This window comes from Leptospira yasudae (assembly GCF_003545925.1).
Lineage (GTDB): Bacteria > Spirochaetota > Leptospiria > Leptospirales > Leptospiraceae > Leptospira > Leptospira yasudae.
The window spans coordinates 46,788-67,183 of sequence record NZ_QHCU01000010.1; the positions used below are offsets into that span (position 1 = coordinate 46,788).

Annotated in this window: 21 protein-coding genes and 1 pseudogene; 6 read left to right on the forward strand and 16 right to left on the reverse strand. The window is 40.8% G+C overall.

Going from position 1 to position 20,396, the window contains the following annotated elements; genetic code table 11:
* Positions 1–3 precede the first annotated feature (3 nt).
* The 13 genes and pseudogenes from DLM76_RS20600 to DLM76_RS20665 all read right to left on the reverse strand — a co-directional run bounded on the left by DLM76_RS20600 (position 4) and on the right by DLM76_RS20665 (position 11,285).
* Positions 4–516: a hypothetical protein gene (locus tag DLM76_RS20600; RefSeq protein ID WP_118966428.1), complete on the reverse strand. Its 513-nt coding sequence runs from the start codon at positions 514–516 to the stop codon at positions 4–6.
* Positions 517–531: 15 nt separating this feature from the next.
* The gene (locus tag DLM76_RS20605; RefSeq protein WP_118966429.1) at positions 532–1,659 is read right to left on the reverse strand and encodes a hypothetical protein; all 1,128 of its coding nucleotides are present in this window, start codon (positions 1,657–1,659) and stop codon (positions 532–534) included.
* Between the two features lie 223 nt (positions 1,660–1,882).
* Positions 1,883–2,452, reverse strand: coding sequence for a hypothetical protein (locus DLM76_RS22020; RefSeq protein ID WP_241548325.1), 570 nt, complete (start codon positions 2,450–2,452; stop codon positions 1,883–1,885).
* Positions 2,435–3,406 (reverse strand): annotated as a pseudogene (locus tag DLM76_RS22025) (hypothetical protein); the annotation flags it as partial. The gene DLM76_RS22020 and the pseudogene DLM76_RS22025, both read right to left, overlap by 18 nt.
* 579 nt (positions 3,407–3,985) lie before the next feature.
* A complete protein-coding gene (locus DLM76_RS20625) occupies positions 3,986–5,422 on the reverse strand; it encodes a PBSX family phage terminase large subunit (protein ID WP_118966433.1) in 1,437 nt (478 codons plus the stop codon).
* Entirely contained in the window at positions 5,379–5,987 is a 609-nt protein-coding gene (locus DLM76_RS20630; protein WP_118966434.1) for a hypothetical protein, read from the reverse strand. Before DLM76_RS20630 ends, DLM76_RS20625 begins: the two co-directional genes overlap by 44 nt.
* A 57-nt stretch (positions 5,988–6,044) precedes the next feature.
* Positions 6,045–7,001 carry a DNA-methyltransferase gene (locus tag DLM76_RS20635; RefSeq protein ID WP_118966435.1) on the reverse strand — a complete coding sequence of 319 codons (957 nt, stop codon included), beginning with the start codon at positions 6,999–7,001 and terminating at the stop codon, positions 6,045–6,047.
* Complete coding sequence (locus DLM76_RS20640) at positions 6,998–7,888, reverse strand: ParB N-terminal domain-containing protein (protein ID WP_118966456.1); 891 nt, start codon at positions 7,886–7,888, stop codon at positions 6,998–7,000. Before DLM76_RS20640 ends, DLM76_RS20635 begins: the two co-directional genes overlap by 4 nt.
* 137 nt (positions 7,889–8,025) lie before the next feature.
* A complete protein-coding gene (locus tag DLM76_RS20645; protein ID WP_241548324.1) occupies positions 8,026–8,919 on the reverse strand; it encodes a DNA cytosine methyltransferase in 894 nt (297 codons plus the stop codon).
* Positions 8,920–9,187: 268 nt separating this feature from the next.
* Complete coding sequence (locus tag DLM76_RS20650) at positions 9,188–9,454, reverse strand: hypothetical protein (RefSeq protein WP_174714653.1); 267 nt, start codon at positions 9,452–9,454, stop codon at positions 9,188–9,190.
* Positions 9,455–9,473: 19 nt separating this feature from the next.
* Entirely contained in the window at positions 9,474–9,707 is a 234-nt protein-coding gene (locus DLM76_RS20655) for a hypothetical protein (RefSeq protein ID WP_118966437.1), read from the reverse strand.
* Positions 9,704–10,942 (reverse strand): hypothetical protein, encoded by a 1,239-nt coding sequence (locus tag DLM76_RS20660; RefSeq protein ID WP_147455814.1) that lies wholly within the window; start codon positions 10,940–10,942, stop codon positions 9,704–9,706. Before DLM76_RS20660 ends, DLM76_RS20655 begins: the two co-directional genes overlap by 4 nt.
* A gap of 4 nt (positions 10,943–10,946) precedes the next feature.
* Entirely contained in the window at positions 10,947–11,285 is a 339-nt protein-coding gene (locus tag DLM76_RS20665) for a hypothetical protein (RefSeq protein ID WP_118966439.1), read from the reverse strand.
* A gap of 767 nt (positions 11,286–12,052) precedes the next feature.
* Here DLM76_RS20665 and DLM76_RS20675 point away from each other — a divergent pair.
* From DLM76_RS20675 to DLM76_RS20700, 6 genes are all read left to right on the forward strand, one after another.
* Complete coding sequence (locus DLM76_RS20675) at positions 12,053–12,478, forward strand: hypothetical protein (RefSeq protein WP_135779631.1); 426 nt, start codon at positions 12,053–12,055, stop codon at positions 12,476–12,478.
* 441 nt (positions 12,479–12,919) lie between these two features.
* Positions 12,920–13,669: a ParA family protein gene (locus DLM76_RS20680; protein WP_118966442.1), complete on the forward strand. Its 750-nt coding sequence runs from the start codon at positions 12,920–12,922 to the stop codon at positions 13,667–13,669.
* The gene (locus tag DLM76_RS20685; RefSeq protein ID WP_118966443.1) at positions 13,656–14,309 is read left to right on the forward strand and encodes a hypothetical protein; all 654 of its coding nucleotides are present in this window, start codon (positions 13,656–13,658) and stop codon (positions 14,307–14,309) included. Before DLM76_RS20680 ends, DLM76_RS20685 begins: the two co-directional genes overlap by 14 nt.
* A gap of 483 nt (positions 14,310–14,792) precedes the next feature.
* On the forward strand, positions 14,793–16,139 hold the full coding sequence (locus tag DLM76_RS20690; RefSeq protein WP_118966444.1) for a DNA-binding protein: 1,347 nt from the start codon (positions 14,793–14,795) through the stop codon (positions 16,137–16,139).
* Positions 16,140–16,305: 166 nt separating this feature from the next.
* Positions 16,306–16,761 (forward strand): hypothetical protein, encoded by a 456-nt coding sequence (locus DLM76_RS20695; RefSeq protein WP_118966445.1) that lies wholly within the window; start codon positions 16,306–16,308, stop codon positions 16,759–16,761.
* Positions 16,762–16,827: 66 nt separating this feature from the next.
* Positions 16,828–17,343, forward strand: coding sequence for an endonuclease (locus DLM76_RS20700; RefSeq protein ID WP_118966446.1), 516 nt, complete (start codon positions 16,828–16,830; stop codon positions 17,341–17,343).
* Between the two features lie 7 nt (positions 17,344–17,350).
* Here DLM76_RS20700 and DLM76_RS20705 read toward each other — a convergent pair whose 3' ends face one another.
* From DLM76_RS20705 to DLM76_RS20715, 3 genes are read right to left on the reverse strand one after another with little or no spacing between them, the layout of a single operon-like run.
* Entirely contained in the window at positions 17,351–17,926 is a 576-nt protein-coding gene (locus DLM76_RS20705; protein ID WP_147455815.1) for a hypothetical protein, read from the reverse strand.
* A 4-nt stretch (positions 17,927–17,930) separates the two neighbouring features.
* Positions 17,931–19,295 (reverse strand): kelch repeat-containing protein, encoded by a 1,365-nt coding sequence (locus tag DLM76_RS20710; RefSeq protein WP_118966448.1) that lies wholly within the window; start codon positions 19,293–19,295, stop codon positions 17,931–17,933.
* Complete coding sequence (locus tag DLM76_RS20715) at positions 19,292–20,167, reverse strand: LA_3334 family protein (RefSeq protein ID WP_118966449.1); 876 nt, start codon at positions 20,165–20,167, stop codon at positions 19,292–19,294. Before DLM76_RS20715 ends, DLM76_RS20710 begins: the two co-directional genes overlap by 4 nt.
* Between the last annotated feature and the right edge of the window lie 229 nt (positions 20,168–20,396).

Genomic DNA, 20,396 nt, shown 5'->3' on the forward strand with positions numbered 1-20,396 from the left:
GTTTTATGAACCTACGATTTCTATTGAATTTTGTTTTTCTCTGAACTTACAGTATTCTTCCCAGAAAGTTTTTAGCTGATCGCGGTTTAGGGATCTTAACATACCTTGGATCGATCCGGTTTGTAAAATCTCATCGTTTGGAAGGATGAGAATAATCGGTTCAAATTTGTAAAGTGTTTTGAACGGAATTGCAACGTAACGGGCCATCTTACTTGCAAGACCTTCGGGATTCTTATTGGTTCGGGGGTCGTAGTGTAGAACCATAATTTGACCGGGAGCTTTCGCGCTAAAACTGAAATTTAGCTTCCATGTAGCGAACGCAAGAGCAAGCATTTGAAGATGATACGAAACAAAAATTAGAATGAGCCTGATTCTATTTTTGTAAAGAGCCGAATAATGATAAATGTATTTGTAGGTGATTGTTCTTTCGATACGCAAAAACGCTTCTCTGAATCGTTTTGGAAAAAAGAATTCCTTAACGATTCCTTTTAGAAAAAAATTTAAAGCTGAACTCATTGGTCTTCCTGATTGTTAGTTTAACGATCCTCTTCCGTTGAAGTTTGAAAGTGGTTTCATTTTGAAGATCCTTGGTTTTTCGCGGTCTTCTCCACTTCCACCCTCTACAAATCCCGTTATTCGAAATGTTGGATGATAATCGTAGATTATGGTGTAACCGTTTTTCGGTTTATCGGACAACCACTGGATTTTTGATCCTCCGTAAACGATATAGTCCTCGCCGCGTTTGTGCGTTTTGATTCCGTTTCGTTCTTTAGAAAGGATCTGATCGACAGATGCGATCGGGGAATAAGATACAGTGTCGTATTTTGAATTTTGGAAGGATACGAATTCGGAGTGTCTTAGAGTCGTGACAAGAAGGGTTATAATATCTCCTTCCCCCATTTTGTAACCTCCACCCATAACAGCCATGAGTTCGCCTTCTTGAAACGTGATCTGGCTTCTCTCGAATAGTTTTCTTGAATCGGGATCGTTTCTAAATGTCTTGTATGCAATTTTTACCGGGTTAAAGGTTTGAACCTTGACCCGGTATCGTCCGCTTACTCGTTTCGGGAAAACGATTGAGTTTAGGGAATGACCGCTGATTTCAACTTCAAAGGGAGATTCGTTTTCATCCTCCGGAACCTTAAAAACTTCTACGACTCCGACGATCGCCTCTTTGTTTAGTTCCGGGAAAAGTTCGTATTCGTTACGCCCGATGACCTCAAAGAATTTCTCTTCGATTAGGCTTACATTGTATTTTAAAAGAACCGCGTTCCAGTATTTGAGATTTTCTAAAACCTCAAAAGAATCCTCATTTGTATGTGTTACCGTAAGGGGAGTTTGTTTGCCTTGGGATTGAAGAACCGCGCTAACGATTTCCGTAATCGGTGCAAACCTCGTATATACCTTACTTCCTTGGATTTTGTAGGCAAACTCTTCTTGGATGGTAAGGGTTTCTTGAAAGGTTCGGATAAGCCCGTCTAAACAATACTTACAATCCGGAAGTCTTTCCTCTTGTGGGCAAGGACAAGGTGTAAGTCTGTACCAGAGTGCCGATTCACCTCTACGATCAAGAAGCTCCTCGTTTGTGAGCGGTGTTAAAACGTTTGGTTTTGTAGGAATGGAAAAGGGCGTTTGACCGCCCTGGCCGGATTTCCTCAAATCCTACGAACCCTTGTCGCTTGCGTTTCGAAAACACCTTTTACTTTGTCAAAGCCGCGTCTTGTTTCGAATTCAACGGGTGTTCCGTTTTGGATTTCATCCTCTCTGAGACTGGAATACTTCGCATTGAAGAAAAAACATCTTTGATTCTCTGTTTCGATGAATCCGTATCCGCCTTTATTGATGGATTGGTTCCAAGGAATGTAACGTCTGATTGTTCCGCTTAAAAGTTTTGATTTTGTTTCCAAGTGATAAATTCTGAGAGCCATTCCGATTCTTCTTCATGGCTGCACATGGGTTCCTCCCAGATCCCACTTCGGTATACATCACTCTTCCGAATCGGTCCAAAAATTCTTTCTAATCGAATCCGTTCCTCGTTCGCCTTCACCTCTTCTTCATATCTTGCGTCGGTCCTTAACCTTTCTTTTGCGTCACGGATGCGACCCTCTCGAAATATTTCGTCAATCTCGTTCTCTTCTCTTTCTTCTTTCTCTTCTTCGACGACTTCGTATTCGCAACTGCAATTCGGGTGCATGGGACAACAGAACCAGTATTCACCATATTTTCTTTCCGCGTTTGATTTTCCGGGCCAGACCGCTATTGTAGTTTTCGGGTCTCCATAGAACTGATCTTGTCCGAGATAGACAAGACCAAGACTTTTCATGTATCGTTTGTCTTTAAGGCTTTCTTTGGAAGGGAAGACTCTTGCAATTTCGTTTCGAAACCGCTTACACTCGTTACACCGGACCGGATTTGTGTGGCTGTGCGGGTTTCCGTAATTCCCGCCGGACATTCGAACATACGTCGCGGTCTCGCTTTCGTTTGCGAGCATGAGAAGTTTTCCGTTATTGAAATTGATCGCGCACTCGGTAAACGCGAAACGAGCCATGTCTCTATTCAGATGATCGGTTACAAGTTCTTCGTATTCTTTTTCCCGGAGGGATCTCTCTTCCTCGGAAATCCCCTCTTCAAACATTCCAAGGGCATCTTTGATCTCCGTATCATCCGGCGAGATCATCAAGGATTCGATTTCTTCCTCGGTTGCATTCCTCGCCAATGCCTCGACGATTTGGCGGCGATACATGTTCGTTATGAGTTCAAACGCTTTCCCTTTTCTTTCTCCCCGGTTGTCATATATCGCAAGCCACTCGGCTCCTTTTGACTCAGTGTAAAGAAGCGCGTATGTTTGTTCTTTTGTGAGACCTACCTCTTCTCGTAAGACGTCAATATCTTCAAGACCGGGGAGATTGTGCGCGATCGCTTTTTCTGAGAATTCGGGTAAGGACAGACGTTTTAATTCGTCCGGGTCTTCTCCCTCTCCTATCATGTATTCGGCGACGTATCCTAGAATTGTCGCTTTGTCTCTTTCCTTTAAATACACTTCGTTCCAGTCGCGGGCAAGAAAATCGAAGATTTCCTGATCCTTCTCGTTTAGGTCTTCGCGGTATACAACCCCTTCCGGGAATTCTATTTTAGTTTGTCTTCGAAGCGGTGAATAGTCTTTGGAAGGATCGGGAGTTACCTGAATCGTTTTCGGGAAAAACGTTGGTCTTATGAGAAGTTCGCCATAGAATTTCTTTCTTAGCGAATCCATTGCATCCGACCAAACGGATTTTCGAATCTCAAATTGCTTTTGATCCCGATTATTCCCGAGAAGAGCGGATTGAAGAGAAAGAAAATAATAAAGCCAAGCGTAAGTTAGTTCTCGTACGACTCTATATTCTGAAAATCTTGATTCTCTCTGCATATCGAGGAGGGGTTATTTTCTTTTTTGGTTTTGGAATTCACGAACAAGCTTTGAGGCTTTCCAAAAAAGAATATGAAGAACTGTCTCGCGCCCTTTGTGATTCTCGATCGAGGAACATACGCTATCAAAAAGTACCTGCCTTTCGTTCTCAGGAAGTTTTCCAATCGCAATCGCGAAACTGGTATCTTTTTCAGGAGATCCTTCGAGAAGTCCCGATTCCCTAAGAACGCGAATCCCTTTAGTAAAAAGTAAATGAAGAACTGTATCGCGGGCTTGTTTGTTTACGACCGAGGATACTAGGCTGTCGAATAGATTTTGAATTTTGTCGGATTCAAGTTTCAATATTAGATTCGAAAGAAAGGTATCCGTTTCGTTGTCGTTTTTCTCTTCGTCTTTATCTAAGAATTCTATCGTTTCTTGTTCTTTTGATTGTTCTTCACTTTGCGCGGTCAGATTCGAGTTTTGCGAATCTTCTAATGTTAAGTTTTCGGTTTCTTGAGATTGTATTTCTGCTTCCAAGATTTCATCCTTTCCAGGTTTATGAAATCACTTTGAAATATTTGAGAGAATCGGAGAAGGTTAGTTTCTTGAATGCTGAAAACCGGGTTGAAGTCCAAGCCTTGCAAGTCTTTGATTTTGAATGTCGGAAAGCCTTACAGGTCGGTCCTCAATTTCTTTTTTTACGGTTTCTTTTTCCCGAGTAATAATCGAATTCTTTCTTCCGACAATCTTTAGCGCGAAGTATCTGAGACAGTCCATAGAATGATCGTGGTCCTTGCCGGGGACTTCCTTTGCATTCTTTCCGTCTTTTGCAGGAACCCAAGAGTAAATTGAAAATTCTTCGATCGTGTGAACACAGGTTCTAAAGATTCGAAGCTTGACGCCTTGTTTCGCGTCGAGGAGTTTCATTAGGGCTTGAATACCCGTGGAAATGTCTTTGTCCGCGGCGATTGTCGCAAGTCCGCACTCGGCCATTGTCGCGCGGTCTTCCGCATCGTGATCGGCGACTATAAAGAGGTTTGGTTTTCGGTTTTTCTTTATCTCTTCACAGTGTGTGCGAACTGTTTTTTCGCGTTCGTAGTGTTCATCCGCCAAATACCAGGTTTCGTTTGATTTGTCGAAGTAGAGCCAAAGAAAAACAAATGGATTCGTGTAACCAAAATCCACAGCACCAGCACAGTCCCAGGTTTCAGGAATTGTGAAAGGTTCGACAATCGCCTCTTCAAATTTGGGATAAACAAGTCCCTCTACATCGATCCACTGACCAAGAAAGAGCCGTTCGCGTTCAGCACCGGTAAGCTCCTCAAGCATCTGGACGTACTCTTTCGAAAGAAAAGGATTGTCTAAAGGAGTCCATGAACGTCTCGACATCCTTTGAAGTCTTGATGCGGATAACGCGTTTCCTGTTTCGGGATCTTGTCTTAAAACAAAATACTTAAAGATCCAATGGAAGCGGTTTCTGGGGTTACAGTCTACGATCAGTTTGTTTAATAGTTCTTCACGAACAAGAGAGAGACGGGTTTTGATTTTCTGGTAAGTCGCGTACGAGATTTGAGTCGCTTCATTGATAAAGATCGTACAAAACTCAGTCCCCATGATCTTTTCCACGCGATCGGCATCGTCAAGACCCGCGCCGTATATCTCGGAACCGTTTGTGAATGTCAGAATGTGGAGTGATTCGTTGATTGTAAAATCACGGTCCTCGACGAATCCCATTTCTTTGAGGCAAGGAATGAGAGTCTGTTTCCATACGGAGATTTTAAGATGATTGAGTCTGTAGCGTGCAATGAGGTGACGAGAGTTCGGAGAAATCCAAGCCCTTGATATGATAGCCTTTATAATCAGATAAGTTTTGCCGCTACGCGCTCCGCCGTCGTAGCAGATTTCCTGCACATAAGGCGCAGACCAATCCTCGTCTAAGGCGCGGGGTTGTTTTTCGGAGAAGACTTGATTTCGTTGGACATTTGTTGCGTTAGTTTTCTTCGGATCGATCTTTAGAAGAGATTTCTTCGACAACTACCCGTTTCCCGCCGATTAACTTCTCAACCGCTCCGGGACGTTCACCGACCCCCGTTACAATTTGAATGTTTACCTGGCTTCTTTCTTCCGAGTTACCGGATTCGTGCCTGATAGTATCCGGTTGTCCAAGAGATCGGAGAAGTTCTTTGATAATAGTGTTGCGGGATTTAAAAAGAAATGAAAGGTCAAGGTTGGAAACCTCTTCGTCAAGGATGCGTGATCTAAGAAAATCCATGAATTCAACCGCTTCTTCATTCAGTCTTGCGAGTGTTTGGGCTAAATCGGCTACAATCTTACCCCTCAATTCCTTCCTTAAATTTCCTGAAATTTCCTTACGCTCGACATTCCAGTCATTTACTTGGATAAGGTTATCTAACTTCTTATACGAAACTTTGAATTTCTTACAAATTGTCTCTCGTCCAACACCCCGGAGATAATGGACTCGAATCTCTTCTTTGATTTCCTCCGAAAGAACATCGTAGCCTTTCTTTACGGAATGTGTTTTCCTCCCTCCACTACTCTTTGTTTTCTTCTTTGGGGGAGGTTTCGTTTTCTTTTTCATCGAGTGATGAGAATCTTAAAGTCCAGCGCGGTATCGTAGTAGAGGTGAATGAAAAATTCAAGACGCCTTTGGAAGAACTGAATCCAAATTTCTTTTTGCTTCCGAACAGGATCTTTCGTCCAGATCGATACCCACAAATCTTCGTTTGTTTTTGAGTGCAGTTTTACCGACAGTTCCCTCTCCAGCAAACGGATCTAGAACGGTTCCTCCTTCCGGACAACCCGCGAGTACACAAATCTCAAAAAGACGTTCCGGCCCGACTGCCGTGTGTCTATTTCTTGAATTCGGGGTTGGTATCTGCCAAACCGATCGTCGTCTTGCGGTGAAATTTCCTGACTTGATTTTATTTTCTAAGATCCGGTCACGAACGGAGGTAGGAGTTTCGGCCAAGTAAGATTTATATTCTTTTAGTGGGAATGTTTCCTCTTTTAAATGTTCGCAAGCTGTGGTTTCCTTTATTTTTAAAAAGCTGTGAATTTGATCGTGATGGATTTGAGAGATCGGAACCGAAACACTTTCAGCGTTAAAATAGTAAAGATCCATATCACGAACAAAGAACAAAACGTATTCGTGTGAGTTTGTGAATCTTCTCTTCGCCGATTCCGGCTTACACGATCCAACGTTACCGGAGTCCGTTGAAATAGATTTCGCCCAGACGATTTCCTGAACAAAGTGGTATCCCTCTTCTTTCATAAAGTCAACGAACCCGGAAGGGATTCGGATCGCTTGTCCGTGTTGGAAGGTATCACCGATGTTTACGAACACCGTCGCGGAATCTTTTAAGTGTTTCGCGGCCTCCCTGAATACCAATGCGAGGTGAGAAAAATACTGTTTTGTTTTTCTCTCTCGCCCTATCTCAAGTCCTACTGACGGATGAGTTACATCTAAGTATTTTCGTTTTTGGAAATACGGCGGCGAGGTCACGAGGCAATCGAACTTCGGATAGATCAGATTTTTTTCTCTGTAGTCCTTTAGAACCGTATCAGCGGAACCGCAAATAATTTCAAAACTCAAGCGATTCTCTCCTGACAAAAAAGAGCGATCTGTTCAAACAGTGCTTCCGAACACTCCCATTTCCCGCCTTCAAGTTCCGCGAAATAGCTTTGCGAGTAACCGAGTCCTTGAGCGAGCTGGAACTGAGTTAGTCCCGCCTCTTTTCGTAACGCCTTTATTCGAGAGGCCGTCTCTTCGTTTTCGGATTTAAAGTTTTTGTCAAAGTATTTGGAACGGGCCGCCTTCGCGCACTCGCAAACCACTTCTTTAAACGCTCCGCGCCATTCATAATTCAAGTTCTTACCGTGGACTTTTAGAAGGAATTTTCCGTTTCCTTGATCCGCTAAGTTTATCCGAAGATTTCGAATCTTTTTCTTAGCCCAAAGTTCGTGCAGGATTTCAATCGAATCCTCTTTGTTTGAACCCTTTCTGATTTTCTTTAGATCGCCTTTCAGTGTAGAGACAAGGATTCCCGTTTTCTTACTGATTTCATTGAGTTTTTCTAGGAAAATTTTTGTTCCGGTAAAAAACTCCGGACAAAACTCGCGATACGTTAAGAGCCTGTCTTTAAAATGATACTGACCTTTTCCGTAATTTTTTTCGGCAATATAGGAAACTGGATCATCAGGGGAAACGATATACGCATCGATAGCCACCCATCCTAGGAGTTTGACCGCTTTGATTCTATGCTCGCCGGAGAGACAAAGATACAGATCTGAATCGGGGATCTTTTGAAGTGATATTGGTTCGTGTAATCCGTTTCGTTTTATATTCTCCGCTAATCGCCGGATGAACTCTTCCGTTTTAGGACGGAATATTTTTTCATTCTTTGGATGAAATTGAATCTTCTCCAAAAGAACCTTTACACGTTCGAGTTTTATCTCGTCTTGATTGGTTACTGACTCTATTACGTTACTGGAATTTGTTTCAAACACATCTCACGAATATTTATTTTTACCGAGAGAGTCCTTTAATTTGGCTTTGTGATTAGGAAAAAGTTAAGGGATGGAATTTTGTGCGGTCCTTAATTTTTGTTACATTCAATTCACATAAGGTTTTCCGATTTTAGTTTCAATAGAGCTCTCCATGCAAGACATACCACTGCCGGTACTTGTCCGTTTCCAATTGCTCGGAGCTGGTCCAACCGAGCGGCCATCCCATTAACCACTCGACCCACCGGGGGTTCAACTGCCCACCATTCACCTCGCTGTATTCGGGTCGCTTGCTCGAATGAAACTTGGCTTGAAATAAATCTCCTTCCGTTATCATCGAAGTCGTTGGAGTGGGATATTTCTTCACTGCGGTTGCAAGTCCTTCTCCTGAAGTTTTGCTTACTCCCTTTCGATTGTAATTTCCGCATACGGTAGGCGTGGGCCACAACCTTTGATCTCTTACTTGATCTTGAAGCCGTAATTGTCTTCGGTGTCCCGAAGGTCTTACTTTTTTTTCGACAATCAAATCCAGTTGTTCCTGATTCAACGCTCCTCCGGTGCCCGTATCGGGTGTACGCCAGTATCCAGATTCGTTTTCGGATATGCGGAGCCCCAACGTTATCAGCTCCCAACACTCCCCAGATTGCATCAAACCCCATCGAGGCCAAGTTTCCAAGAACTCGATCGATTCCACGCCTGGTAAGCAATGGGGAATTTTCCACGAAAGCGTAGCGTGGTCGAACTTCGCAAATGATTCGGAACATTTCTTTCCAAAGACCGGAACGTTCGCTGTCAATTCCTCCTCCCTTTCCGGCAATTGAAATGTCCTGGCAAGGAAAACCTCCCGCCACCACATCAATAAGTCCTTTCCAAGGTCGTCCATCAAAGGTACAAACATTATCCCAAACGGGGAACGGTGGCAGGTGTCCTTCATTTTGTCGCTGGAGTAGTCGTCTGGCACAGTATGAGTTGAGTTCCACGGCACAGACGGTTTTCCATCCGAGCAACGCGCCGCCGAGTAAGCCTCCTCCAGCACCCGCGAAAAGTGCCAGCTCATTCAGAAACTTTTATCCCTTTGAAAGAAAGAATTCCTTCAGAATACCTAACTGAAGTATCAGGCGGCACTGCCGTTCGAAGTTTGTAAGATGGGTTTAAAGAAATTTCGTTTTTGAAATTTTGATTCAATACCGTGAAGAGTATTTAACTTCTTCGAATCGGTTAAAAAAGAATCCCTGGACTTTTAACATTTTCACATATAGAATCCAGGGATGTTCACTATGCGACTTTTAAGAGAATTCCATTTCTCCAAATTTTGGTTTTAGAGGGTCTGTTCTTTCGTGTGATCGAGTAAACGTATTTTTGAACGGAATACTCAATGCCAAGGGGCGCCAGCCTTTGAAGTTTCTCAGCTTCCAAAATAGCTACCTTGTCGCCGTCCTCTCCTATAAAGCACTGACCCGTTGAACCCCAAAGCCTTCTTTGGCCGGATTCTGGTTTAAAGTGCTTGTAAATATGAAACTCGATTCTTTCTTTATCCAACATTCTATTGTCCTCGTCTTTGTTACGCTGCGTCACCGCAAAGAATCTTCTGGCTTCTTCGCAAGTCCATGATTCGAAGCGCATCCCTGTGGCTTAATTCCAAAAGCATTCCGTCCGCATCTTGAACAAAATAGTTCCCGTCAAAGGGCTTTGGAGCTTTTGAGAATTTCGGTTCTACAAAGCGATTCAATATCTTTCTTAAATTGGTCACTTTGTTTCTTAATTCTTCGATTTCTTTTTCTGAGATCTGGTTCATGCTGTTTTTTCCTCTGCATTTGCTGTGTAGGCATACAATTCGCAAGCTTTGACTCCTTTAGCAGTTCGAAACTGCGGTGGAGCAACTTCTGCGAAATATTTGTTGTACATCAGTTGTTTTGATTCTTCGTAGAGGGAAGGATTTCTATTGTCTCTGTAATATTCGAAAGAGGTGAATGGCAACAATTCGATCGCCCACTTGAGAAAACACTCATGAGGTGAATTCGGTACTGCTTCTATATTTTTTACTTCGTTTTTTTTGTTTTGGAACTCTTGCTTTTGGGGTGGTTTCGTTACGTACTCCTTTTTCTTTTTTTGATAGTTCGCTTTTGGTTTTTCGTATTTTACTTCTTCAACTTTTATCAACCGAGACCAAAATTTTAGGACTGTCTCGGGACTCACACATTGTCTTCTCCAAAAAAGTTCATATCCCTTTCGATATTCGATCAGGACTTCAATCTTTTCTTGTACCAATTCCCAAGATCCTTCTGTCATTTGGAATAGAGTCTCAAGACTATTCTTCTCGATCGGGGATTCCCCGAGGATGCTCTTGTGATTTTCGAAATAGATTTTTTTGAAGTTCTCAAGCCAAGTTTCAGGGTAACATTCTGTTTGCTGTTTTTCCGAATCGCGAAGATCCGTTTTGTGCGGATTGTCTCCCCTACTCTCTCTAGAAGTTTGAATTTGTTTCTTTTTTTCTTCGTTTGAAAGTACTTCGTGATTCAGTATTTCTTTCTTAGTATTTAGTAGGTTGCGGCTTACCGAGTTCGGATCTTCCGAAACCGGATTCACCGGGACCGGAAAATCCAGGTTTTTTAAAATTTCCTGTGCGGGTTCGGAGTTCTCTTTTGTATCTTCAAAAAGTAAAAGATTTTTCGTATCTTGCTTTTTCTTTTTCGTACTTCTGACGAACGGCGATTTCTCTTCCGGCTTTTTAGAAACCTCAGAAAAGCACCAATACTGTGACAAATGCCCCGTTTTCGGGTTTCTGATCCGAACGAGTTCCGCGTATCCGAAGTGAGCTAACTCTTTTAATCCAGAGAGAACCGCACTTTCTTCGTCTGAAGAATAGACACAAAGTTGTCTCGCACGAAATTTCCAATCATCAGGCATTCCAAGGATGATAAGGAACAGTCCTTTCGTCTTGTTACTAAGTCTTTGATCTCTGCTAAAGGAATTACTTGTTACGGTGAAGTTTGTAGTATGCGCGACTCGTTCGATAGTTTTAACGGACATCTTCTTAATCCCTAAACATGTTTTGAGCCATGAATTTATACGTTCGATTCGGAATATCGCGACCTTGAATTCCATGACCCGACATGTGACGAATGAACTTCAACACCGAACTAATTTCTTCGAGCTTGTCCGTAAAAAAGAAACACTGGTCGTATTTATCCTGAAATTCCAAATGGTCTTCACGTATTCTGATTTTTATCTGCGGTATGTCTCTTGACTCGAACTGAAAGTAATTATTATTCTCCCAACCGTGTTTGTTTAGAATCCTTTCTATTTCGTGTCTGTCCTCCTTTGCATTGATCTTTTCTCTATTTCGTTCTAATGTTGCCTGCGAATTATCCAACTGAGTTTATTCCTTCGTTTTACTTCTCTAAATACGCTTGGTTTATTTCTTTTAAAATTTCCGCTTTCGACTGCTTACGGAAATATGGCCCGAATTTGATTATCAGAAAGCCGACAATTCCGAAAATTAGTGCTGAGTAATAAAAAATGTTCATTTTTCTCTAAGGTTCCTTTTTCCAATTTACGCAGTTTTTGAAAGTTCACGGAATTTTACGTGACCGATATATCGAAGGTGTTGGTCGATAACCCACCCGGCGCAAATCGGACGGGAGAAACGGGAGTAAACGACCTCGTTCGTGAACCGATTGTACACTTCAAACAAGGGTTCTCCGTCCGGTCTTTCTCCGGCGGGCTGAATTCTATAAATTTCAAGCGGGTCCATCTTATACGACCCTTGGGATATAACGGGGAGTTTTCGAAATTAGTTTGAATAACCTTGAATTGTTAATTGAGAAGTTTTCGTATATTAGAATTTTTATATGTTGCGCGAGTGGCATTTCGCTGTAGTATCGCAAGAAATGGAGTTTCGAAAATGTCATTCGTACGAATTTTGAATTCATACCCACAACGAAAGCCTGACTCACATTTGGTTGCGCCGGAGTCGTTTTATGAAAAATATTCACGATCAATATCCTATTTGGGAATATTTCTTGATTTCCCGAACTTTCCTGTAATTGACACAGGAAAAAACTATATTTACCGTATTTTATATTATATATAATTTGTATAGACTTTATTTTGTATTATCTATAAAACGTAATGGACCGCATGAATTTAAAACTCGACCCTAATGTAGATTACTCTGATTCAAAAAATCGATATTTGTTTATTGAGGAGGTTCTTGGATTCGATGAAGATGCAATGACTATCCTTCTAGGCAAAATTAGTAAGCCCACTTACCATTCATACAAATACGGCAAAACTCTTATGCCTGTAGTTCGAGTCGAGATTCTAAAAAAAGAAGGCTTCAACGACAGATGGGTGAACCACAATGAAGGCGAACCATTCATTAAGGCAGGTAAAAATATAATAGAAATGAAAAGAGACACGAACTTCATTAAGATGCTCGAAGCCGAGAATCTAAAGGATGTTCTAACTCAGTTCTTGGACTCAAACCCTTCCTCAGATCGGATAAATTGGCTTCGGACTGCAATTGAATTTGCGGCTCAAAATTCGAATAAAAATAATCCGTAATATCCCTCGAAACTTGTTTCGCAACCGCCTCCAAGTCCAACTCCCCTCTTTTCGCCTCCTCGAAAATTTTATCGATCATTGCAAACACCGCCTGATCGCACTCTACTCTTGATTTCATAAGATCCCCTACTCTACTACGACCGAATAAATTATTTCTTTTAGCAGGGTCAAGAAAGCTGAAAGAGACAGATAGTTCAGGATATAATTTGAAAGCTAAACAAAATGATTTTTTTTATATTTCCCAGTAATTCCCATAGGAAAATAGACTAAAACACCATCCCGGTTTATGTAAGTTCCTCAAAAAAACTGAGGCTTTGAAATATATTATTAAAGAATTTTCAAATGGGAACGCTCATTCCCATTTGAAAATTTCAAAAAATATACCTGACATAATTTTTTACGCTTTCGCAAAAATTCTAAGATTTCTATTCTTTTAAAATCATGAAAATAATTCCCATTTGTTCCGGGAAGGGTGGAGTCGGAAAAACCACTAACACCATATTCCTCGGTCAAACTTTGTCTTATTTAGGCTACAAGGTGTTACTTATTGACTTCGATTTTAATCGAAGCTTGAGCAAGTTCACACTTTCCCGCTTCGGAGTAAACGAGCAAGAGACAACTTTTAAAAACTCATTTAACATGCTTTTTGAGGCGGATGACTATTCAAAATACATATTCAAAACAGGCGAGAATTTTGATTTTATTCCAACCATCGAACGCCTCAAAAAGGTTGATTTAGAATTTTATGATGACCCTAGGCTTAAATATAGATTCGAAAATCTGTTACGCAAACTCGATTACGACTTCATTTTACTTGATCTACATAACGTTGTAAATGTTGTTCTTCTAGCTGCCATTCACAGCGCAGACCATATTATTTCTCCAATGGAATATGGGGATTGGGGACAAGAAGGAACCGATGCAATGTATAAAGTTTTTAAGGAAGTCGAATCAAGCTCATCCAAAAAAATCAAATTTACAGTCGTACCTTCAAGAGTATCTAAAAGGAGAATTGAAGACCTGATTGAAGTTTGCGAGCATAACGGTCTTTCTGTTAGTAAGTTTGCAAACTATAATGACGATATCGTTCATTCTGCTTCGAACTTAGGAGAATTTTTAAATCCCAAAAAACATTCCGCATTCGAGCGATTTTTAGTTTTGGCGCATGAGGTTTCAAATGGCACAAAATAATATTCCCAACAGAAATGATCGGCTTAAAGAAAAGCTGAAAAACAAGAACTCAAAGCTAAAAGCTCAAGCATCGGACAATACTGAGCTGGATACGATTAGTTCAGTCACTTCTATTGACCCGCAACTAAAAGAACTTAAAGAACACTACGAGTCCTTACTAAACGCACACCGAAGAACAATAAATGCCTCAATCGAATTCGGCGCATACCTCTCCAAAGTTAAGGACACCGTAGGACATGGCCATTTCATAGATCATATAGAGAAGAATAAATCTTATTTGGGTTTTGATAGAAGAGCGGCTAGCAATTACTTGAGAATTTACAATGGCCAACATTTCATTAGAAAGGAATCTAAAACAATCCAAGATGCAATAAATGACATTAGAATCGCAACTGCCGGCCTGCCCGAACCCGAGTTCGAAAAGAAACTCGAAAGAGAAATCAACCCCCTAGAGTATGATTCAACTAAAGCAAAGAAACTGTATAAACTTTTCATTAAAAACGGCAAAGTCAAAAAAGGCATAAAGAAGCCAGTAGCAGATTATATAAGAAAATTCATTGAAAACGAAATGGAAAAAGAAAAAAAGAAATACGAAAGTATAATCGCTGGATACCAAAATGACTTATCCATACTCAACTAACACAAATGGGAATGCTCGTTCCCATTTGATAGATATAGCAACCGCACCCTCATCCAAATAATGAAGTTTCATAGAAATCGAAAATTTTAAATTTTCTTAAAAAAAAGTCTTGTACTCGATTTTCAAATAGGTAAAGTTGTTTTGAATCTAAATCCAGATTCGTGTTCACAATATTCCACCTGCAAGGAAGTGAGATACCTTGCAGGGCGGAGCCCAAAAAACCTTTCTATTATGTCTCTTTTTTTAAATTATGTCCCATAAAATCCTTGACATTTATTTAGTACACGATTCTAGTCCAAACCAATCTTAGGAGACATAACTAAGAGCGGCTTATCTCACATTTGCCGAATTGAACACGAATCGTGGACCTATCGCCAAGGCTCTAAACCCTTATCATAGTTCCCCGTTTCAAAATAGAGTAGGGTAATACCTTTACCGTGCCACGCCCAAACTATGTCTGGCACTGTAGAACGGAAAAAAAATATGGTCGAGGACGTCAAACGAGCGACTGTGATCTCTTATGCCATCGCGTCATTAGAGTTATCTGGGAAGAAAGAAAAACTCCTAACGGTAATTACGAACTTAGATATACAAGCTCGTGCCGAAGGCCGGGCAGGATGCAACGCTAAAAATAAAACTCTTGGTAAAATGTGCGGTTTAGCGGAAACTTCAGTTTCTAAATATATCAGAGAGTTTCGAAGAGAGGGCTATCTTGAAGCTGGAACTTTCCACGGCCATAGTAGAATCTTGAATTCTAATTATCACGACGCCGTAATCAAAGAAAGGATCGAATATAAACTCTCTTCTTCTAGGACAAATGGACTAGGCGGCACCGAAAATGAGTACGGAGCAGCCCCGTACGATGGTACGGGGTCTAGTTCTTCTAACACTTGTACTAACCAACCATCTAACAAAAAAGAGAATCTTTCACTTTTTAACGATTACTTTCAAAAACTTTCAGAGATGGCAAAGACTTTGATTTTGAAAGAGTATGGTGAATATACGGCGACCTTGGATAAAGAGAAAGCAAAAACAAAACTCTGGTTCAAAGAAAGTCAAGATTCGGATATTGTTTTGGACGTTATTCGTAAGCTCATATACATTAAGTGTTCACCGGAGTTTAAAACAGACTTACGATTTTGGGGAACCATTTCGGTGAACATCGCATGTGCGTATAGTTACAAAGACACGATCCTAACTACTTACCAAACGCTCATGAATAGCAGAAGTGAAAATGCAACTGTGGAAGCAGCGTCGAAAGAAAAAACCTACCAAGAATCGACATGGCGAGGACTTAGCAATTGGGCTTCGGAAAAACTCACGATTTCATCGAGAGAAATTTTGAATTCAGTCACGGCAAAAATAGAAAACAATGAAGTTCAGGTTTATGGGAATGTTCCAGAATCAATCCGAATGATAATTACAAAATATTTTTTGGAAGAAACAAAAGAGAAAATGACAGTACGCTTTTTAGATACTCCGGGATATAGAGAAAACAATAAGCCAGCTTTGAACTCAGAAAATAAAACCCCGGAAAATAAAAGCGGTGAGACTGTTAAGAATCGAAAAGATGTCCAAGAAACGATCAACTATCGAAAGGGTAGTTATGAAGATTTCTTAGGAATCACAAAGCGACGAGTTTCGAAGGTGGATTTTCAGATATTGAAAGAAGCGAAATACACAATGGAAAGAGGAGTATTAAAATTTCATACAGATATTCCAGAAAATCTGAAAATTCATATTCAACATTATTTCAAGGAGCTAGTTGAAATGCCCTATTATGTTTTGTTTGTTGATTCGGAACTAAAACAAGATAAGGAAGTTGCATAAAGGAAAAGACATGAAATCGTATTTTATGATATTCTAATGGTCAGCGCAAGAGATGGGACGAATAGTTGTTGATAACATAATATCAATAACAGTATAGTTGAAGGTTTCCGTCCAATCCACAGGCTAAAGTTGACATATTCTAAAATAGGATAAAAAGGGGTTTTTTATGGAAATGGAATTTTTCGAAAGTGACGATTCTGTTCTTTTGAATGCTTTGAGTTCCATTGAGAAGTTGAAAAGTGAAAGTGATCTCGAATCTTTAAATGGTGAACAGCAAATTGTTTTACTTGTATGGAATCTTTACTATTCAGCTGTACGAGGGGAGCTAACTGGATACTTTCTTAGTTTAGATGAAATAAGTGTTCAGCAGACATTATTCTCATTAAAAAGAATCAAGGCAGGATCGATCGCAGAAACCTTTAACGAGGCATTGTTGCTGAGTCCCGAAATTCAATGTGAATCCGACAAGGGGATTGATTCATTATTAGGAGAAACAACAATCCAGTTTATTAGCTGCTTGGAGCTATTGGAGATGAGACTTGCGGAGTCGGATGCAAAAATATGCAATTTAATCTTAGAATTTATTTCCAATAATTCAGAATCCATTTATACTAAAAAATAAACAATTTAGTGATTTAGATAGGTGCTTGAATCGAATCAATAATTCGGCAGGTGGCAGTTATTTTTCATGTTGAAAGAAAAGAAAAATTTCGAGCAAATAGCACAAATTACTTTGCCAAATTATTTTAAAGAACTATCCGCTCGGTTAAAAAATCCGCTTCCTATGAAGCTTTTTTCAAAAGAAGGACTCGGGGAAACTGCGATTTTCAGTTCGATTACGAATCACTTCGGATTAAAAAATTACGAAGATTTTCCTGGTTGTTATGTGTTCTCCGAAAGAGGAAATATCCAATACATCAGCGTAACAAAGAGCATTTCTACTCGGATCAGACAGCACTTAAAAGGCACGAACCATTCCCCGCTGGCATATCAAATCGCTAAAAATAAATTGGATATGGGCTTGAGCAGAAATCTGTGTATGCAAAATGACAGATTTCTTGAAGAACACAGGAGAGCGCAAGAGCTTATCTCTACCTGGGATTTAGCGGTAATTGAAATCGCCGATCCGATCGAGCGACGTCTTTTCGAAGTATATGCCGCTCTCAAATTGAATACAGTTTACGATTCATTTGAATCTGAATAAAATTAGGTCAAAATTTTCGTGATCTTATTTTGAAAAGTAAATTTAAAAAAATACCAGCCACGACAAGAGAGTAAAATATTATTTCGTTTCTTTCTCTTTTGCCCTCGTCCGATTTCGACTCTTTCAGAGTATTTAAAATTTCATTTAATAATACTTCTATTTCTTTCAACTGATCCGCTTGACTACGATCAATCTGCGAATTCGTAGGGGTTCCACGAAATGCAGTCGGAAGAACAATTTTTTTCTTTTGTCCTTGGTAAGCGGCATCAAGTTCGGATTTGATCTCAGTATTTAATGACCAGTGTTTTTGAGCTTTTAGGAGATATTGAATGGCACGCGCGTGATTTTTTCGTCTGTTTTCTTCTTTTCCTAAACAAAGCCAAGACCGAGTTATCAAGAGTTCTGCGTTAGGATCAGATGGATTCTGTTCCAATAGAAGAGTTGAAAGCTTCTCGGCTTCGAGACATCGACCTTCGTCAATCAAACGATTCCCATCTTCATAGCTTCCTGAAAAGGATTGTTCCTCTGCGATAATGGGTAAGAAAATGAATACAAGTAAAAGAAAAGTTTTAGGAATCTTCATATTCTTACCTGTCGATGCGGATTGCCTTGTGAGCATATCGCGCTCGGGGCATTTTTTGAGAATCGAGCGTCCAAGTGCTTGCGATGGGATTTTGAAGTCCGATGGAATAAACGGAATCCGTCGGAATGTTCAGAGCGGTCGCTCCACCGAAAACAAAGAGCTTTCTCGTTTCGTACGATGCTTGTGTTCCTGGAAAATATACGGAAACGGGAAGGATTGGTCCTATCGTAAACGCTCCGGAGCCGATTTGAGAAAAGTCGGTTCTGTTTGAGGTAGTAATCGATCCAACTGGTTGAAGCGTGCTTGTTCCTGTAGAACCACCGATAACTGCAAACCACTCTGGATCAGTAGGGTAGGGGTCAGAGTTTAACGGTTTTACACAAGCAGCACCCGCTCCATGTCTTGCTAAATTGATCGAAGGTTCTCCCGCACTTGTTATGGAATTCACAGAAGGAACATAGCTGTCCGACGTTGCTTGCGAAGAACCGTCGTTTGTAAATCTTCCCCCCGTAAAAAGAATCGAACCATTGAGTCCACAACCGGACATATCCACTCTGGAAAAGATTGCGGTAAGAGAAGTATAACTTTGCCAAATGCCGACAGGTCCAATACCGGGATAAAAACGAGAAACCGTATTCAGAATTGTTCCCGTTGTCATGTCGGTAGTCGTCGTTCCTGCAATGATAAAAATTTCTTCACCGACGCTTGCGATAACCCCTCCTTGGTTTGCGGTTGGTAAGTCGGCAAGAGTCTTCCACTGATCTGTATACGGATCATAGACTTCCGTTTTTTTAGAAGCAACATATACACCGGCCTGTTTTTCAAGTCCGCCGATGACATAAATTTTATCTTTGTGGGAAACAATGTTCGCGAAAGCGCGAGGGGTGGGGATCGAAGTTACAGCCGGATACCATGTAGAGGTAACTGGATCAAAAAAATCAATTTGAGAAACTGGATTTGCGTCCGCACCGATTCCGCCGACAATCCAAAGTCCGCGAGTTCGATTCGGGAAATCGCTTACCCAAGTTTTAAATGCAATTGGTGCGCCTTGGAGATTTTCGAGGTCCGACGAACAAAAAACATAAGCTAAATAATCGGTGTTTGATTCAAGGTTTTGAAGGACCATAGAATGAAATTTTGCATTTTCGAGACTTGTGGTCGCCGACTCGATCCCACCTTTCCCATATACAACGGATCCGGGCAAAGAAGCGGAACACTCCCAGGAAAGAGTAGCGGAGCGAGGTCCAAGCTGAGAGACAACTGCGAACGTAACTTTGGCCGTTTCCGCGTCATGAATCGATGAAAGCGGAGAGTTCTGACAAGAGATGAAAAGTGAAAAGGAAAATACGAAAACAAGAATGCGAATCATAATAACAACCCCCAGGAGATTCGAAGACCGGAGCGACAAAGCGAGTCACTTGCTTCAAAGGTGCATTGAGAACGAAGTCCAAGGCGAAGTCTTGAGCCGTTACTGAATTCCCAAGCCCAGCCAAATTCCCCTAAAACCTCGGGGTCGATCCCATTCTGTGATTTCGAGTTATGCGTCCATTGAACCCCGGTGATACCTCCTCCAAATAGAAAATACGGCGAGGATGATCCCCACTGTTTGCCTAAGTATCCCGATTGATTCCAGAGTGTTATGGAGCCTTGTGCAGACGGGGCTAAAGAAAGTTCAGAAAGAAAACCATAAAACCAAAGTGGTTTATTAACGAATCCCTTTTCGATAAAAAATCCTAACCCTGCGGTTCCCGGATTCGTTCGATTCCATTGGCCGAGGTTTCCCTGAATGAGAAAACTCCCACCGACATAGAGTTGATTTTCGCCGGAACGGCCTGATAGATATTTTTCCGGAAGTTCCGGAGCTTCAGATTCGTTTTCTTTTGTGGATAGGTTTTGAATTTTTGATTTTTCGATCTCAACGAAACCAAGATCGGTTCGGAAAATATAGCGGTCTTTTTTGCGTTCAACGATGATTCCTCGAATTGAGGAGCCGTCAGTTAGTTGAAATTCGGAGTACAGATAAGAGCTTTCTGGTCCCTTTTTTTGATAATCGATCCTCTGGACTTCATGCTTCGGAATTCTGTATTGTCTACCTTTCCAGCGAACGTTTACCACATCCGCATTTTCGTTTATCTCTTCGATAAGGAACGCCTCTCCTGTTTTAAGTAGCAATTCCGATGCAAAAAGCGAATAGGGGAGTATCAAAGCACATGCAAGAAAAATAATATAAGAAACTTTCACCTTTAAATCCCGTAAATACTTAAACAAGGAATTAAATTTGTGTCTTATTTGTAAATTGTTTAATGCGAATGTTTCAAAGGAAGTAAAGAATACGAAATATCAAGTTATAATGTATCTTTCAAATTGCGGTTTATACCTAAATAATACTTTATTGAAAATTATAATTCATAACTTCACTCAATCTTCGAAAATTCAAAAAATAATACCAAACTTACGACACCTTTTGTAA

What these genes read in the sequence shown, in the direction of transcription:
- DLM76_RS20685 (WP_118966443.1), top strand. Translation starts at nt 13,656, where the DNA reads ATGGCACAAAATAATATTCCCAACAGAAATGATCGGCTTAAAGAAAAG.
- DLM76_RS20700 (WP_118966446.1), top strand. Translation starts at nt 16,828, where the DNA reads ATGTTGAAAGAAAAGAAAAATTTCGAGCAAATAGCACAAATTACTTTG.
- DLM76_RS22020 (WP_241548325.1), bottom strand. Translation starts at nt 2,452, where the DNA reads ATGTCCGGCGGGAATTACGGAAACCCGCACAGCCACACAAATCCGGTC.
- DLM76_RS20695 (WP_118966445.1), top strand. Translation starts at nt 16,306, where the DNA reads ATGGAAATGGAATTTTTCGAAAGTGACGATTCTGTTCTTTTGAATGCT.
- DLM76_RS20710 (WP_118966448.1), bottom strand. Translation starts at nt 19,295, where the DNA reads ATGATTCGCATTCTTGTTTTCGTATTTTCCTTTTCACTTTTCATCTCT.
- DLM76_RS20680 (WP_118966442.1), top strand. Translation starts at nt 12,920, where the DNA reads ATGAAAATAATTCCCATTTGTTCCGGGAAGGGTGGAGTCGGAAAAACC.
- DLM76_RS20655 (WP_118966437.1), bottom strand. Translation starts at nt 9,707, where the DNA reads ATGAACCAGATCTCAGAAAAAGAAATCGAAGAATTAAGAAACAAAGTG.
- DLM76_RS20690 (WP_118966444.1), top strand. Translation starts at nt 14,793, where the DNA reads ATGGTCGAGGACGTCAAACGAGCGACTGTGATCTCTTATGCCATCGCG.
- DLM76_RS20650 (WP_174714653.1), bottom strand. Translation starts at nt 9,454, where the DNA reads ATGTTGGATAAAGAAAGAATCGAGTTTCATATTTACAAGCACTTTAAA.
- DLM76_RS20705 (WP_147455815.1), bottom strand. Translation starts at nt 17,926, where the DNA reads ATGAAGATTCCTAAAACTTTTCTTTTACTTGTATTCATTTTCTTACCC.
- DLM76_RS20660 (WP_147455814.1), bottom strand. Translation starts at nt 10,942, where the DNA reads ATGTCCGTTAAAACTATCGAACGAGTCGCGCATACTACAAACTTCACC.
- DLM76_RS20600 (WP_118966428.1), bottom strand. Translation starts at nt 516, where the DNA reads ATGAGTTCAGCTTTAAATTTTTTTCTAAAAGGAATCGTTAAGGAATTC.
- DLM76_RS20675 (WP_135779631.1), top strand. Translation starts at nt 12,053, where the DNA reads ATGAATTTAAAACTCGACCCTAATGTAGATTACTCTGATTCAAAAAAT.
- DLM76_RS20630 (WP_118966434.1), bottom strand. Translation starts at nt 5,987, where the DNA reads ATGAAAAAGAAAACGAAACCTCCCCCAAAGAAGAAAACAAAGAGTAGT.